15 protein-coding genes are annotated in these 15,692 nt (G+C 55.0%); 11 read left to right on the plus strand and 4 right to left on the minus strand.

Features of this window, described 5'->3' with window-relative positions; all coding sequences use genetic code 11:
- Window positions 1-376 precede the first annotated feature (376 nt).
- Complete coding sequence (locus tag NO877_RS17780; RefSeq protein ID WP_115864535.1) at window positions 377-1,066, plus strand: SOS response-associated peptidase; 690 nt, start codon at window positions 377-379, stop codon at window positions 1,064-1,066.
- Window positions 1,067-1,108: 42 nt separating this feature from the next.
- Here the strand turns inward: NO877_RS17780 and NO877_RS17785 are convergent, their stop codons facing one another.
- Window positions 1,109-2,134 carry a Cdc6/Cdc18 family protein gene (locus tag NO877_RS17785; protein WP_115864491.1) on the minus strand — a complete coding sequence of 342 codons (1,026 nt, stop codon included), beginning with the start codon at window positions 2,132-2,134 and terminating at the stop codon, window positions 1,109-1,111.
- Between the two features lie 234 nt (window positions 2,135-2,368).
- Here NO877_RS17785 and NO877_RS17790 point away from each other — a divergent pair, with 234 nt between their 5' ends.
- From NO877_RS17790 to NO877_RS17810, 5 genes are all read left to right on the plus strand, one after another.
- Window positions 2,369-2,806 (plus strand): TRAM domain-containing protein, encoded by a 438-nt coding sequence (locus NO877_RS17790; RefSeq protein WP_115864492.1) that lies wholly within the window; start codon window positions 2,369-2,371, stop codon window positions 2,804-2,806.
- 92 nt (window positions 2,807-2,898) lie between these two features.
- Entirely contained in the window at window positions 2,899-3,729 is an 831-nt protein-coding gene (locus NO877_RS17795) for a type IV toxin-antitoxin system AbiEi family antitoxin domain-containing protein (protein ID WP_256397684.1), read from the plus strand.
- 5 nt (window positions 3,730-3,734) lie between these two features.
- Window positions 3,735-4,538: a nucleotidyl transferase AbiEii/AbiGii toxin family protein gene (locus tag NO877_RS17800; protein ID WP_010890439.1), complete on the plus strand. Its 804-nt coding sequence runs from the start codon at window positions 3,735-3,737 to the stop codon at window positions 4,536-4,538.
- A 261-nt stretch (window positions 4,539-4,799) separates the two neighbouring features.
- Window positions 4,800-5,738: a ParA family protein gene (locus NO877_RS17805; protein WP_115864494.1), complete on the plus strand. Its 939-nt coding sequence runs from the start codon at window positions 4,800-4,802 to the stop codon at window positions 5,736-5,738.
- On the plus strand, window positions 5,731-6,150 hold the full coding sequence (locus NO877_RS17810; protein ID WP_115864536.1) for a DUF7970 domain-containing protein: 420 nt from the start codon (window positions 5,731-5,733) through the stop codon (window positions 6,148-6,150). The genes NO877_RS17805 and NO877_RS17810 overlap by 8 nt, the downstream gene beginning before the upstream one ends.
- 85 nt (window positions 6,151-6,235) lie before the next feature.
- On the opposite strand, the gene NO877_RS17815 is transcribed toward NO877_RS17810, so the two are convergent.
- Window positions 6,236-6,853, minus strand: a complete 618-nt coding sequence (locus NO877_RS17815; protein WP_115864495.1) for a class I SAM-dependent methyltransferase — start codon at window positions 6,851-6,853, stop codon at window positions 6,236-6,238.
- A gap of 938 nt (window positions 6,854-7,791) precedes the next feature.
- Window positions 7,792-8,148: a hypothetical protein gene (locus NO877_RS17820; RefSeq protein WP_115864498.1), complete on the minus strand. Its 357-nt coding sequence runs from the start codon at window positions 8,146-8,148 to the stop codon at window positions 7,792-7,794.
- 489 nt (window positions 8,149-8,637) lie between these two features.
- On the opposite strand from NO877_RS17820, the gene NO877_RS17825 reads away from it, so the two are divergent.
- The 3 genes from NO877_RS17825 to NO877_RS17835 all read left to right on the plus strand — a co-directional run bounded on the left by NO877_RS17825 (window position 8,638) and on the right by NO877_RS17835 (window position 12,829).
- Window positions 8,638-8,901, plus strand: coding sequence for a hypothetical protein (locus NO877_RS17825; RefSeq protein WP_256397686.1), 264 nt, complete (start codon window positions 8,638-8,640; stop codon window positions 8,899-8,901).
- A gap of 656 nt (window positions 8,902-9,557) precedes the next feature.
- Complete coding sequence (gene fni, locus NO877_RS17830) at window positions 9,558-10,640, plus strand: type 2 isopentenyl-diphosphate Delta-isomerase (protein ID WP_010904022.1); 1,083 nt, start codon at window positions 9,558-9,560, stop codon at window positions 10,638-10,640.
- Window positions 10,641-11,155: 515 nt separating this feature from the next.
- Window positions 11,156-12,829 (plus strand): transposase, encoded by a 1,674-nt coding sequence (locus NO877_RS17835; protein ID WP_379827622.1) that lies wholly within the window; start codon window positions 11,156-11,158, stop codon window positions 12,827-12,829.
- A 290-nt stretch (window positions 12,830-13,119) separates the two neighbouring features.
- Here the strand turns inward: NO877_RS17835 and NO877_RS17840 are convergent, their stop codons facing one another.
- On the minus strand, window positions 13,120-13,908 hold the full coding sequence (locus NO877_RS17840; RefSeq protein WP_256397688.1) for a TrmB family transcriptional regulator: 789 nt from the start codon (window positions 13,906-13,908) through the stop codon (window positions 13,120-13,122).
- 83 nt (window positions 13,909-13,991) lie between these two features.
- On the opposite strand from NO877_RS17840, the gene NO877_RS17845 reads away from it, so the two are divergent.
- Complete coding sequence (locus NO877_RS17845) at window positions 13,992-14,324, plus strand: DMT family transporter (protein WP_115864500.1); 333 nt, start codon at window positions 13,992-13,994, stop codon at window positions 14,322-14,324.
- Between the two features lie 94 nt (window positions 14,325-14,418).
- Window positions 14,419-15,666, plus strand: coding sequence for a digeranylgeranylglycerophospholipid reductase (locus NO877_RS17850; RefSeq protein WP_115864501.1), 1,248 nt, complete (start codon window positions 14,419-14,421; stop codon window positions 15,664-15,666).
- Window positions 15,667-15,692: the final 26 nt, after the last annotated feature.

Here is a 15,692-nt window from a genome sequence, read left to right on the forward strand (position 1 = left end):
TAGCGTCTCGGTCTCCACGACATTGAAGAACGACTCTACCGAAGGATCATCTTGCAGGGTCGCTGAACTCATTCCACCTCAGCGTTCACCCTGCTCTTTGGTGTGTTACTCGTTCTATGACACCCTCAAGAGTACTAAACCACCTTCGGTTAGGGGCCGAAGAAACGCTCTCCAATATTCAGATTCTGACTCTCGGAACGTACCGTCTAGAAGCGGTTCAGGAACTGGATTTAGGTACACGGCAGCCACCTGTATTAACCAACACTCCGTAGGGTAACTCCTAACTGTTGGTTAACACTGTTGACGGCTTTCCTGCTCTCATTCTACGCCGCACAGCTACCATACTTTGATGCTCACTCTCCTCGAGAAGGGAGATATGTGTGGGCGAAACGCGCTGTTCGCCACCCAGGAGGACCTCGAGAAGCACCTTGAAGCGGAGGTCGTCACGGATGGCGGATACGTCCCGAGATACAATATCGCCCCTGGAGAGCAGCTGGACGTCATCACCAACCGGGCCGCCGACGAGATCGACCAGTATCATTGGGGCCTCCTCCCGTCGTGGGCGGACGACCCCGGCGAGGGAATTATCAACGCTCGCTCTGAAACGGCAGCCGAGAAACGAGCCTTCCGCGATGCCTGGGATTCGCGCCCCTGTCTCGTTCTCTCGTCGGGGTTCTACGAGTGGCAGACGCGGGACAGCGGGCCCAAACAACCGTATCGAATCTACCGCGAGGACGCCCCGGCGTTCGCGATGGCTGGCCTCTGGGAGGTCTGGGAAGGAGAGGAATCAGCCATCCCGTGCGTGACCATCCTGACGACCGAACCGAACGATCTGATGCAACCGATTCACGACCGGATGCCGGTAGTCCTCCCCGACGGCGCCGAGGAGACGTGGCTCACTGCTGGCTCGGATGAACGCGCAGATATGTGCCAGCCCTACCCAGACGGCGACCTCAAGGCGTACGAGATTTCGACGCACGTCAACAGCCCCGACAACGACGGTCCATCAGTAATCGAACCGCTGGGACACGAACAATCCGGATTGGGTGACTTCACATCTGGGTGAAGACTGGACGCACTGAAGATGTCTCTCTCAGCAAAGTAGTATTCACCCAGGGGAGGGTACGGCTGCATTGGCGAGCGCGTATTCCCGGTCACGACTCGTGCCCTCGGCAGTGAGGACGTTATATTGCGTCATCTTCGACAGATACGTGCGAATCGTACGTTTCGTCCGGGGATCATCGACTTTCCGCTTGTAGTGGTCGTGAATCTCGCTCGGCCCAAGGGGCCCGTGTTCCTGGACGACGTCGTAGACAATCCGCTGGTGCGGCGTGAGTGAGTCGAGATTCTTCTGCTTGATTTGTGCGCGAGCGTCTTCCGCAGCGTTGAGGAGGATATCATCGGTGATTCGCTCTCTGCTCTCGCGGTCGGCTTTGCTCGCGGCGGTCCGAAGGATGCCAATCGCGAGACGAGCATCACCAGCAGCGGCGTCGGCAATACGGTCGAGTTGGTTAGTCGTAATGACGTCCTGGTCGAGCCCTCCTTTCACACGAGCAGCGAGGATGTCGTGGAGTTGCTCGTCGTGATACTTGTCCATGCGGACGTGTTCGCTGGATCGAAGTCGACTCACGAGGCGGTCGTCGACGCGGCTGAAGAGGTCTTCTTCCTTGTTGGCGATACAGATCACAGCGAACTGCGGCAGGCTATGCAGGTCGTAGATAACGCCCGGATCTTCGAGCTGGTCGACCTCGTCGAGGATGATGACTGTCCGTGGCCCGTCGTACTGTTGGAGCCGATCGATGAGTTCGTCGTGGGGTGTCGACTGGCGGTGGATATCGATGGTTTCGCCGAAATCGTCGAGAATCTGGTAGAGTGTCCGATAGCGAGTATAGTTGCGCCAGCAGTTGACATAGGTAGCTTCGACGTCGAGGACCTCTTCGCGAAGGCGCTCGGTGACGAACTGCGAGATGCAGGTCTTCCCCGTGCCGCTCGGTCCAGTGACGATGGCGGTGTCGGCGGGCTCACCGTTTGTGATGGGCTCAAGGACGCTGGAAAGGTGATTGACTTCGGCGTCACGATGCTCGACTTCTCGAGGGACGAACCCGGCGCGGAGAACGCGAGCATCGCGTATCATGAAATTCGGTACAAAAGTGATTCTGCGGCAGGTCATATAAGAGTGACCGGGTCGTTTCCGGAAAGGAAGCACTTGTAATTGGGCTCTACCCGGATACTGTAACGCTGGCAGGCGATTCTGCTGGAATTGCACCTCATAGCTTTCCGGAAATTCCAGGAAACACGAGCCTTCCTGAATAGATACCTATCTTCGCGGAAGATAACCGATTAACTACTCGGGGCTGTAGGTCGGCGTATGGTTGAGGTTCCGGAGTCGCTCCAGAGTCTGTTTAGCGCAACTGTAGAAAAACAAGGCGAGACATATACGCTCGAAGTTCCGCAAACCGAGGTTGAACACGGCGCTATCTCTCCTGGTGAAACATATCGGATTGGCGTACTCACGCAACGACAATCCTCGACGAAGACAGCTGACGAACACACAGCACAGGAGCAGCCCGCTCCGTCCGAACGGAATTCTGGACCACCTACCCCACCGGTCACTGAAGGGGAAGTCCGTGACGTGACGATCGAGACAGTCGGCGATCAAGGCGATGGAATCGCGAAGGTCGAACGCGGCTATGTCGTTATCATTCCAGGTGCGCAGCCCGGTGACGAACCGACCATCGAAATCGATCAGGTCCAAGAGAACGTCGCATTTGCCAGCGTTGTCGATACCGGCCCTCAATCACTCTAACTAGGTTCATAATCCGGTGTCTGTCCGGCAGAGTGGAGGAGGCGCAACGTTGATGCCTGCCGGGCTTCATATTCTATGCACGAAACGCAGGTATGAGTTCCACACAAGAGACCCAAACTATACGGCAGGGACTTTCGACCCGTGAGAGCCGACTCCTCTCGCATCTCGCTGCTGAGGGCCACCAAATCATCTCGATCGACGACGTTGAGGCGACCCTCGAGGTCGCGCCGAATACCGCCCGCGAGATCGCCTCCCGCCTCATCGAGAAAGGGTGGCTGGATCGGCTGCTCCCCGGCCGATATCTCATCATCCCACTCGCTGCTGGCGAGGAGGCCGTGTACACGACCCACGAGTATCTCATCGCCTCGCACGTCGCTGAGCCGATGTACATCGGCTACTACAGCGCCCTCAGCCATCACGGGCTGACCGAACAGGTTCCCCGAACCGTGTACGTCATCACCCCGACGCGAGCCCAGAGTCGCGAGATTCACGGCGTCCCCTATCGCGTCGCGACGGTCACCGAGCGGAAGTTCTTCGGCTACGAGCCGACGTCCATCGAGGGAACTGTCGTGAACGTCGCCGACTTGGAGAAGACGCTCGTCGACTGTGCCGACCATCCCGAGTACTGCGGTGGCATCCGCGAACTCGCAACGGCGATGGTCGCGGCGGACGACCAAGACTGTTCGTGGGCGACGGTCGGCGAGTACCTCCAGCGGCTTGACAACGGCGCGGCGACCAAGCGAATCGTCTACTTGGCCGACCAGCTGAGTATCGACCTCCCAACGCGTGAGACGCTCGTCGAGTCGTTCACGAGCGGGTACTCGCTGCTCGACCCAACGCAGAGCGAGCAGGGATCATACGACAGTGAGTATGGCCTCCGAATTAACGTCGACCCGGGCACGCTCGGTCCGACGGAGTCCTGATTCTAATGATCAGTCAAAACCGACTCCGTGTCCTTGCCCGTGAGCTAGGTGTCCGCCAGGGCTATGCTGAGAAGAACTACGTCAACTCCTGGATTCTCTGGGGTATCTTCACGAGTGACTTTGGCGAGAACCTCATGTTCAAAGGCGGAACGGCGCTGAGCAAACTGTACTTCCCCCAGTCGTGGCGATTTTCAGAGGATCTCGATTTCGGCGTCGAAGGTCAGTACAACGGATCAGAAGACGACCTCCGTGATGTCCTTGACACAGTTACCGAGCGCTCCGGGATTGAGTTCACCATCAGCGAGCACCACGAGTCCCGCCAGCAACACTATCCGACACACTACGTCGACATGAGCATCCAGTATCGGGCGGTGCTTGACCATCCGAATACGACCAGTCTTGACGTGATGGTCGACGAGTACGTCGCATTCGACTCGGTTCACCATACGCACTCCTACGAGGATATCCCGGAGTTCGAACTGCAGGCGTATAGTGTCGAAGAGATCTTCGCGGAGAAACTTCGGGCGATCTTCCAACGGGGTGCTGCTAGAGACTACTACGATCTTTATCAGCTCTTAGAGACCGAATCTGTTGAGATTGAGTTCGACGTTGTCCTGCCTGCCTTCGAAGCAAAGTGCGACCACGACGACCTTGACGTCGATCTCACCACAGGTCTGCCGGGTGACCAGCGCGAGGACATTCAGCGCCAGTGGGAAACCTCACTTCCAGACCTGACCGGTGATCCACCGCTGTTCGATACTGTTTGGAAGAGACTGGACGAGGCCGTCATTGACAAAGGGACGGAGTAGGTACGAATCCTCTCGCCTGCGGCACGTACTAGCCCTGCACTATTAGGGGTATTCTGAAATCGGATACTATTCCAAGATAGCATCCTATTCATAGAGATTTTCTATCGATACTACTTATGCTATTCTAACAATTCAGGCTACCTTTGCTACTCATACTATTCATGCTATTCTTACTATTCAATCTATTCAGGCCATCTTGGCGATTTGGGCTATTCACTTCCCTTAGTTATAAGAGGGGATAGAGCACTATTCCAGAATAGCATGGCGGGAACGAATAGCGGGAATAGCATAGATAGCACGAATAGCCCAAATAGCCCGTACGAATCCGTGGATACAGCGGGGAATTCTCGGGCTGTCTCAGTCTGCATGCTGAAGGGTGGCGTTGGCAAGTCAACCATCGCAGTGAATCTCGCGCGTCAACTCGCCACCCACGACCATGATGTCCTCCTCATTGACCTCGATCCGAATGGACACGCTTCAGTCGGTCTCGGGTTCGATGACCACTATCACAATACAGACGAGGGCATCGGTGAGGTATTCTTCGATGAGGCAGATCCAACCTCAGTCGTCTACGATACCGAATATGAATTCGATATCCTTCCCTCGAGCGAGGATCTCGAGCAAGTCGAGCGAGAAATCGTCGTCGGTGACGTCTTCCAGCCGTCTGCTCTGTTGAAGCGCGAAGTCGTTGAGCCGCTGCTGGGCGACGAATACGACTTCATCGTCACGGACTCGCCCGCATATCGCTCGCGACTGACCGACAACGCTCTCGTCGCGACGTCTAATCTTGTTCTTCCACTAGCGCCCGGCAACGAGGCGATGTCCGGACTGGAACGCACTATCGAGCGCCAGATTGCTCCGCTGCGAAAGCACATGGACGTCGACGTCCTCGCACTCGTCCCGAATATGCTGGATGGGCGTATCGACCAGCAAACGCAAGATCGCCAGCTCCTCGAACGGCTGAACTCCCACAACAGCTTGCAGGACCGTATTCCGAACTTCGCTCGAATCACGGATTGGGAGGCTGTGGGCAGCGGCGACATTAGTCCGACACCAGGTATCCGAGACCGAACGAGTATCACGAAAGCGTACGGTGAACGCAAACCGCTGCTGGACTACGACGCCAACTGTGATCAACTGAAGAATTTCGACGAACTCGCGCACATCGTCGAGGCCGGTGAGGTGGTCCGGCATGGCTGACGACGGTGACCCGTTCGCAGATCTTAGTCAGACGCTGGATGACGATGCTGACGAGCAAGACGAGACGAAGAGTGAACAGGAATCGCGCGAGCCACCCGCCTCAGACACGACAACCGAACACGTCGACGAACCGGATGAGGGGGACGTTGAGGAACTGGACCCGATGACAGACACTGCCTTTTCATACGAGGCAGCCAATCAACGGCCGTTTTACGCACGCGAAGAGACTATCGAGAACTTCGATTCCTGGTTGAACTACGAATTAGAGCGCGAGCTCAGTACCCGCGGCTATCAGAATATCGTTGTCCGTGAGATGACTGACGCGTTGCTGCGCACGGTTGTAGAGGAAGACTTGGTTGACGAGGTTGCTGAACGGTTTGAGCAAGAACGAAAGAATGCGATTTCAAAATAGCTTGAATAGCATTCTATTTCCCTTTTAGGGAGGGGGACGGAGGGATGCCGATCTCTCTCCTCGGTTGTGGACATTCCAGGATCTGCTACTTCTGCGGAATTTCCAGTCGCTCGGCAACAAGTACGCCCACCTGGTCGTGAACGCGTTCGACCGCCGTCACCACGAATCCGGCGTCGGTGAGCTCGTCCACGAGCATGCCGACGGTCGTTGCGTCAACCCCGTGACCGAATAACGGCTCCTCGGGGTTGGGCGAGCCGAAGAACATCGCGTCGCCGAGGACGAACCGGCGTGGGCTGAGACTGGCAATGACCTCGATGGCCTCGCGTTTCTCCTCGTCGGGAAGGTGGTGCATGGCGAAGTTCGAGACGACGATGTCTACCTCGCCGTCGTACTGCGGATCGCGGAACTCGCCGTCGCCGAACTCCACGTTATCGATGCTGCCGTCGTCGGCCTTCGCGCGGGCCTTCTCTAACATCCCCTCGCTGATGTCGCGTCCGACGACGTGCTCAGCGTTCTCGGCGAGCGCGAGTGCAATCAGGCCCGTGCCTGTTCCGAGGTCAAGTACCACGTCGTCGGGACGTGGGTCGGCGTGGTCGATAACGAGCGAGGCGCATGCGTTGTACTCGTCGTTATGTTGCTTGTCGTCGTAGTCTGTGGCCATCTGCGAGAAGCGATTAGCGAGTTCCTTATGCTTCTTCTTCATATCTACGACATTCGACCCTTGGGGCGGTAAACGACTCGGATACCCGCTCGCAATTCCGGTCTGCGAGCCGACTCCACCTGCGGCATCCACACCGAACCTGTTCGGCCAAGAAACCGACGACTTTGTCGACCGCACGAGGACGAGTTCACTAGCTATCGCTCATTTCATTAGATCCACATGGTTCTTAACGGGGACAGTAGGTCAAACTTCCATCTATCGCTCAGTACAAGGGACTCAGGTATCGGTCAGTACAGGTGAAAGCTGTATCGTCCAATATAGAGAAAAACTATTATTTGGTAAAACGAATACACACGTATGCCCTCTACTCTCAAATCGAATTCACACGATGATCAGTCGATACTCTTCGGTCTTTTTACCATCATCTGTTTGAGCCTGTCATACAATAGTTCCCAACAAATATAATTCGCAAATTCTATTTTGAATATAACTATTGGGTGACGAGATTACGGGCTTAAGCGCGAAGTTGGGGATGGATAATCGTCATGCAGAGGGCGTGAGACGTATTCTATGACACGCTCTCTGTTTTGCAATTACTGGATGGGCTATCATAGACGGCCAAGCCTTGTTACGGTACTACTCTTGGGTGTGATGACGATGTATACACTTGGTAACACACTGCCTGCAGTCCAACGGCGTATTCCTCGGTTCGACCGACTCGCTGCATTGCCGCTCGGTGTCGTCGGTGCTATTGCGTATGCGATAGAGGTACCAACAGACCTTCCCATTTTCTTCATTTTTCTCGGTGTCGGGAGCCTTATTGACCTTCTTTGGGACCCAACTGGCAACGTGTACGAAGACGACTCGGAGTGACCCGCTATTCAGTTCGCACACATACTGAGCGGCTGTTTCACATCAGATCAGTTAGTAAGAACCCCTCTCGATGTGGTGAGTTGCTTCGGTAAGTACAGGGGATGTGTTTATCGGTCAAGTGCGGTGAGGAATCCGTAGAGAACGAATAGGCCCCCAAGGAGCACACCACCACCGAATCTGCCAATCGTAGTCGAGGAGACGACACCCAGCACCGCGAGACCGATTCCAACGAGTATCCAGAACAGACCAGTCCAGCGAGGCGAGAGACTCGTATACCACGGTAATACTCGGGGCGCAATGAGCTGTGCAACCCCAAGTGCGGCAAGGGCGACACTCGCTACAACGCCGCCAATGTTGATTGGGTCCGACGCGATCACGAACACGCCGACTGCCAGCACCGAGACGAGGATGGTGCTCAGTCCCTCCCAAATACCACCGAATTCGACTTCATCTTCCGTATGCATAGGAAGTAAACCCTCTACTGACAGCGGAGGCTACTCCAGATAATGGTTTACAACTAATGATTTTGAAACTGTGCGATAAGATGCTTATTGACCTGATGGTCGCTTACCCGTAAGGGAGAGGTAGGCCTCGCCAAGTAGGACAAAGGCAAGAATACCGACGGGGACGACCCATATTCCGCCAACATCTAATGTAGACAGTAGAACTACGACGGTAATTCCAGCGATAAAGAACAGAAGACGTGATTTGAGTGAATCGGGTTTGGAGGTTTTGTCGGGCATTGTGCTGGATATGGTGTTCAAGCATTAAAACGCTATGTCACATCGAAACCGAGGACCACATCCGAACTATACTTTCTGCGCTGACCGGGAACTACAGGGTCTGTACTGACGGTTCACTATGGAACCAAACGCTGTGACCGATTCTGTAACACGCTCCAGACTACAAGATGAGTACAGAACGCCCAAGGACGCCCGCCCCCGAGTATCCATATGGCCACGCCCTCCTCGCCCCCCGTGCTCGGCCTGTCGTTCGTCTTGTTGGCCGTGTTCGTCGCCTCCTGGCGCTACCAGTTCGGCGAACTCCCGCCGCTTCGCGCAACTGCGGTTGTCGGCCTCGGCGCACTCATAGTCGTCTACTCGCTGGCATCGATTCCAGAGGTTCTCGCTGACCCTCTGCATTACGCGGTTGTCATCGCAGGCATGCTCGTTCTGAGTGCTGTGTGGTCCCGGGTGCGACGACTGATACGCACGTAGCGTCGTCACCGCCAATTCATGTTCGTTTATTGAATCGCTACATTTTCTGAGGGATGACCTCAACAAAGACTGGTGTTTCTTTTCACTCTGTCTCACTTTCGATGGTGAGAGTGGCAGTCAAGCGCCAGCACGATTCATAAGCTGCGAGAGACGTCAGCATCACTGCTGTTTCCCTCCAACTCAGACCTATCACCTAAATTTTGATTTGTAGAAATCCAAACTGCGAAGTTGGGTCGCCAGAGCACGAGGACGTGTTGCGAAGATAGGGAATAATGCACAGGTCTGACGACGATCACTCGCAGGACTGAGTGGCCTCGCGTACCCCTGCTCACAAGTGGATAGCCTGATTTTATCAGAATAATGGGAGAATTTGTTTCCGCTAGCAGGGCTCTGTTGAAATCCTCTTCTTTAGAGAATTGTTCCCGTGAATGGCTCTGTTGAAATCCCATTCTTCAGATAGATTCTCCCCTGAAACAGCCGTTCGCTGAAGAGTGCGAACTTATCACTGGTATCTCTGTCAATTTACGTCGTATAGCAGCGCAATGCTGAATACAGACACATAGCGACCCCTGAATATTATCATTTCAAGAATAGTTAGGATGGGGGAGAGTCGATACAACAGTATTGTTTTCCCATCTCTTGTACAAACCCGACTAATGACGGCGCAGGACTCCACGCAGACTGAAGACCGAAAAGACGACCACCTTCAAATCGTCCAAGAGCGGGACGTCGAAACGACAGGCACGGGCTTCGACGACGTCCACCTCGTCCACAACGCGCTTCCGGAACTCGATTACGACGCGATCGACCCCTCCATCGACTTCCTGGGTCACGACCTCTCTGCCCCAATCTTCATCGAGAGCATGACTGGCGGGCACCACAACACGACGGAGATCAATCGGGCGCTGGCCCGGGCCGCCAGCGAAACCGGTATCGCCATGGGTCTCGGTAGCCAGCGAGCAGGCCTCGAACTCGACGACGAACGCGTCCTCGAATCGTACACCGTCGTCCGCGATGCCGCACCCGATGCGTTCATCTACGGGAACCTCGGCGCTGCACAGCTCCGAGAGTACGACATCGAAATGGTCGAGCAGGCAGTCGAGATGATCGACGCCGACGCGCTCGCGGTCCACCTGAACTTCCTCCAGGAAGCCACCCAACCAGAAGGCGACGTCGATGGCCGGAACTGTGTAGCTGCGATCGAACGAGTGTCCGAGGCACTCTCGGTGCCGATTATCGTCAAGGAAACGGGCAACGGCATCTCCGGGGAGACTGCCCGAGAGCTAACTGCGGCAGGCGTTGACGCTCTCGACGTCGCTGGCAAAGGCGGAACGACGTGGTCCGGGATCGAAGCCTATCGCGCAGCAGCCGCGAACGCGCCGCGACAGAAACAAATCGGCACCCTGTTCCGAGAATGGGGCATTCCAACCGCTGCAAGCACGATCGAGTGTGTTGCCGAACACGACTGCGTCATTGCGAGTGGTGGTGTCCGAACGGGATTGGACGTGGCAAAAGCGATTGCCCTGGGTGCCCGCGCCGGCGGGTTGGCGAAACCATTCCTGAAACCAGCTACAGACGGGCCAGACGCTGTCATCGAACGCGTCGGGGACCTGATCGCCGAGCTGCGAACAGCGATGTTCGTCACCGGCTCGGGGTCGATCGACGAGCTCCAGCAGGTGGAGTACGTGTTGCACGGAAAGACGCGCGAGTACGTGGAACAACGAACCAGTAGCGAGTAGTCCCGGATTCCCCAGTCTCAGCAGGACGGATAGAACAACAGCGGGAAAGAGAGAGCCGACTCCGATATCTGTCCAACCTGTACTTACCGAACTACGCACCACAACGAGGCGGGTTCTCACCAGCGAATTCGTCGTGAAATAACCGTTCAGTAGGTGTGCGAATGTACCGGGTATACGGAAGCAAGAACACCAGAATTTGGTTGTCAGGAACGAAGGTAGTCCCCGAGGAAATTTGAGAGATTGTACACAGTGTAAAGACCGTACCCGATTACGAGGACGGCGACAACAAGGAGAAGTGCCCAGCTCAGGTCCATGTGTCACAGAAGAATTTCTTGTAGAATAAGATTTGTCCCCTGTGACACAACGAATTTTCACTAACCGATATACTGTTCCTCTACATCTAACGATTAGCTGCATCACCCCTGCTCGCGATTGAGGAATCCAGCAGAGCCACAGAACTCTCTATACTGGTCGGTTGGACGAACTCTTGAGCGTCTCCGGGCTATTCTTCTGTAGTGGTCGCGACTCGCGAGTCTCGGCGCAGCGTCTTTCGACGAATCGCACACCAACATATCGAGTGGCCCGCATATGACTCGACACCGCTGTACGATCGCTCCTCACTCGGTGGGTTAGAATCGGACGTTCGAGTCGTCTCGAGTGTCTGGTTCACGCACCCAAATCATAACTCACTCGAACAGTGCGTCTGCGAACTTCCGATAGCCTACTTCAGATTCGAGGCCCACGACCGCTACGGAAATTCAACCCGTTATGAGATGGATACCCTCTTTCGCGTGTTCGTGCTGAAAGAACTCCACGGCTGGACGCACGAAACGCCTCTCTTCGAGTATCTCGATAGCCACCCCGCACTCTGCGAACGCCTCGAGTTGGGGACGGTTCCCAATCAGTCGACGCTCTGGCGTACCTGGAACAAGCGCTTCACGCGAGATCTTCGGGACACTGTCCAGAAAGCGGCTCGACTAATCTTGATCAAAGCGCAGAACGCGGGTGTCGCTGTACCACGCGAACCAGAACGAAACCTCCCGGGGCGAGGCGACGACGCTACTGAACCGGACCCTGACGACCAAGCCATCCTCGACAAGGCAGGGAAGATCACCGACCACATCAGTCGCGTCGTGTTCCCCGCGTTCTCGCTCAACCGGGGCGAGGGCTGTGAGATTCCTGAGAACGCCTACTGGGACTTACAGACCTATCTGGGGCTCCGTGAGAACTTGGCCGCCAACGAGGGCGCTCAGAGCTTCATCCACGAGTCGACGCGTGATCGAACACCACTCGGACACGGCCACCGCGACCAGATTCGTGACCTCCCTATCGAGCAGATCCGCGAGATGTACCGACAGGCCGTCCAGCAACTCACCAACGAACTTGCGGGGACGGAGGAGTTCTTCCGAGCTGGAATCGTCGCGATCGACATCACTGAGGACGATCCCTTCACGGGCGACCGAACCGGCCACGAGGACGAGATAATCGGAACGAAGGAGAAGAACGACGAGTACGCCTACCAATGGGCGACCGTCCAGCTGGTCGGCAACGCTGTTCCACTCGTGCTTGATGCCCGCCCAGTTCGACGAGGCGAGTCACGAAAGGAGATCGTCAAGGACCTGCTCAACTCCGCTGAAGAGCTCGTTCACGTCGATAACGTGCTAATGGACCGAGAGTTCGATAGTCAGCACCTCTTGGAGATGATTAGCCAGCGGGGACTCTCCTATGTTGTCCCAAAGCGGATGCAGGCTAGCGAGAAAGCCCAGGCAAAACGACTCCTCCAACGGGGGCAAGACCGGTACGAGACCGACCGCAAACTCCATCTCGGGAAGAACGAGTGGCACGAGACGACGCTGATCTACCGACGTAAAGAGAACTCTGAACACGACGATCACCGGCAGTACTCGGTGTTCATGTCCAACCGAGGTGGCGGCTTTCTCAGTGAGTACGGCCATCGGTGGGAGATTGAGAGTGGCTATCGGTCGATCAAGCGATTCATGGCTGCGACGACGTCGACGAATTTCGGGCTGCGGTTCTTCTACTTCGCGTTCGCCTGTTTGTTGTACTCCATTTGGCGAGCAGTCGACCTACTCGTCCAAGTCGAGTTGACGGGTGAGTACGAACACGCACCGATGGTGACTGCCGATAATACGCTGACGCTGCTGAAGAAGGAGACTGGAATTGGATAGGGCGGTACTCGGTCCGGGGCAATGCGGATTCCTGAGTGGCAACGCTGTCGGGGATCTCGGAAACTCACCGATCTGGTCGGTAGTACGACACGAGAAGATCCTCGAAAGAGGATTCGAAGCGTCCTCCCCTCACAAATTCGCCCGAAACCACGCATTACAGCCCCGCTAAACCCGCCGTAGTCTCACCTTCCACCCTAATCAGGAGTTGAGACTGGCCTTCTCAATGCACAGAGGCAATATCGGTTTGAGTCAATTACATCACACCACGTCTTCCTCCCATCATCACTGTCTCACTCAAGGAGGGGAACAGCATCGGTCCACAGTCGTTGGAAGTACTGCTCAAACTCGGAGACTACTTGCGAATCTTTGATCCCGATCACACCGATTCTGTCTTCACCAGATACTGGATGTAGCACATCGATCGTCGTCTCCACATTGTCCACGATATCAAACGAAAGCGCAATCTCAGGAGTCGTTCTGACAGTTATGTCTGCGGGCTGGTTTTCAATTAGATGTGGGAATCGGTCGGGGAGTACGGTAACTGCTTTTTCACTGAAGAGGAGGTCTACAGACAAATCCGTATTAGCACCCTCGAAAAAGCCTTCCACTTCAGATTGGAGTGTCTCCCACGTCGCATCCTCGTAGGGAGGCCCGACAGTTGCTTTGACAACATTCTCCGCGGTTCGCATATGCTGCTGGAGCGCTGTACTCATTTCGTCACTCCCGAGCGATCCAAGCCAGAAACTACTCTCTGTTGGTGGTGTCGGCAAAAGGTTCGAACGAACTGTTTCTGCTTTCTCGCGATAACGACCCCACTCTTGTTTCAGTTCATACGCTCGTTCAGCCAGAAGCCTGTCGACGACGGTTTCTGGCTGTACGGCCACGTACCGATTTGGGTCGCTTGACTGTCTCCAGATCAACTTGCGAGCTTCAAGGCCGTTTAGTACGTCGTAGATACGGCCTTTTGGGACTCCACTAGTATCAGAGAGTTCAGCTGCCGTCACTGCTCCTGTTACGAGAAGGGTTCGATAGGCCTTCTCCTCGTAACTTGAGAGTCCAAGCTCGCCCAATTCCGTCATGCTTTGTCATTGTGCCTCCAAACAAATTGTAAGTGCTGTTTTGTTTCAATAGTCGTATCTCGGGGGCTTCGAAACCTAACGATATGCATCCGTACGTACTGCTCGCTGGTGCAATACTCTCCGAATTATTCGGGACAACTGCCCTCAAACTCTCCGATGGATTTTCACAACCGGTTCCCAGTATTGGGGTTGTCCTCGGATATGGGGCAGCGTTCTATCTACTATCCCTGACGTTAGAAGAATTACCGATGGGTGTCGTCTATGGGACATGGGCAGCATTGGGTATTGTCGGTGTGGCAGGTATCGGGGCCGTTGTTTTTGATGAACCTGTTGATCTGGCAGGCCTTCTCGGAATTGGCCTCATTATCGGTGGCGTCTACTGCGTCAACGTGGTGTCACAGATGTCTGCCCACTAAGATGGTGGGCACTGCCCCTGTGTAGAAACAACCGAAAAGTGGCACTGTGTTCCAACATCTTGTTCGTCCGCTCTTGAGTAGTTGTTCTCCAACGATGTCAAACAGGTATGATGTAATCATCGCTGGGGCAGGTCCAGCGGGGGCGCAGTGTGCACGAGATCTAGCTGGCCGTGGGTACGATGTTGTCGTCCTAGAAACCGAAGCAGAAGATGAATTCCCAGCTCAAAGTAACAAATCTACCGGCGGAACGTTTGCGTCAATGATGACCTCCTTCGGCATCCCGGACGACGTCGTTATGCACGCGACTGGATCAGTCGTTCTTGAATCTCCAAATGAACACTTTATCCAGGACCAGCCGGGCTTTGTCTTGGACTTCGAGGCGTTCAAGAAGTTCCTTGTCGAGGATGGTCGTCACAAGGGTGCTGAGTATCGGTTTGATGCTCGTGTTCGTGACCCGATCGTCGAAGATGGTGATCTCGTTGGTGTCCGTTATAATCGTGATCAGGAGGTCTTTGGCGAAATCGTTATTGATGCTACGGGTCCGGCTGCGCCACTGGCTAAAGATCTGGGGATAGCCAATCTTGACCGGGAGAATCACGCGATTGGTATTGAATACTTATTCGAAGGCGTCGATCTCAATCATCCCGAGTTTGCTGATCTCACTGACGCGATGATGTTGCGGTTGGACCACGAGTACGCCCCTGGAGGTTATTCGTGGATCTTCCATACGGGTGACGACACAGCAAAAGTCGGCATCTGTTATATCCAGAATGAACGCTATCAAGAAAACGCCATTCACGATCGCACCGTCGACGGGTATCTCGAACATTGGCTTGATACTGACCCACGGTTCGAGAACGCCAGACAAATCGCAGAGAGTCCAGTTCGGGGATCAGCACATGTACAGCCCCCCGGATCGATGAGTACTGATTCGTTTATGGCGATCGGTGATACTGTCCCATCGGTTGATCCTGTCTGGGGAGAGGGAATCTACAAGTGTATGAAATCAGCTCGCGCAGCTGCAATGACAGCCGACCGCTGTCTGACGAGGACGAAAAACATCTCTGCTGAGGAGATGGGAGTCTACGACGACCTATGGAACGAGCAAGTTGCCCCCAGACAAGACCGTCGATTGATGATGACGAGGTTGCTATACCTTGCACCAAACGAACGGTACGACCGACTCATGCAAGATCTGAACAAGCTTTCTCGAGATACCCTTTCAGATATTAACGATGGGAGCAAGCGGGAAATTGTAAAACTGTTGTATCCTAGTGATATATCCTACCTCTGGAAATACTGGCGAGAAACACAGTTTGGGAGTGTCTCTTACTCCAGCTAACCACAACACTTCCGCTGATGAATCCA

This window comes from Halohasta litorea (genome assembly GCF_024494645.1).
Taxonomy (GTDB): domain Archaea; phylum Halobacteriota; class Halobacteria; order Halobacteriales; family Haloferacaceae; genus Halohasta; species Halohasta litorea.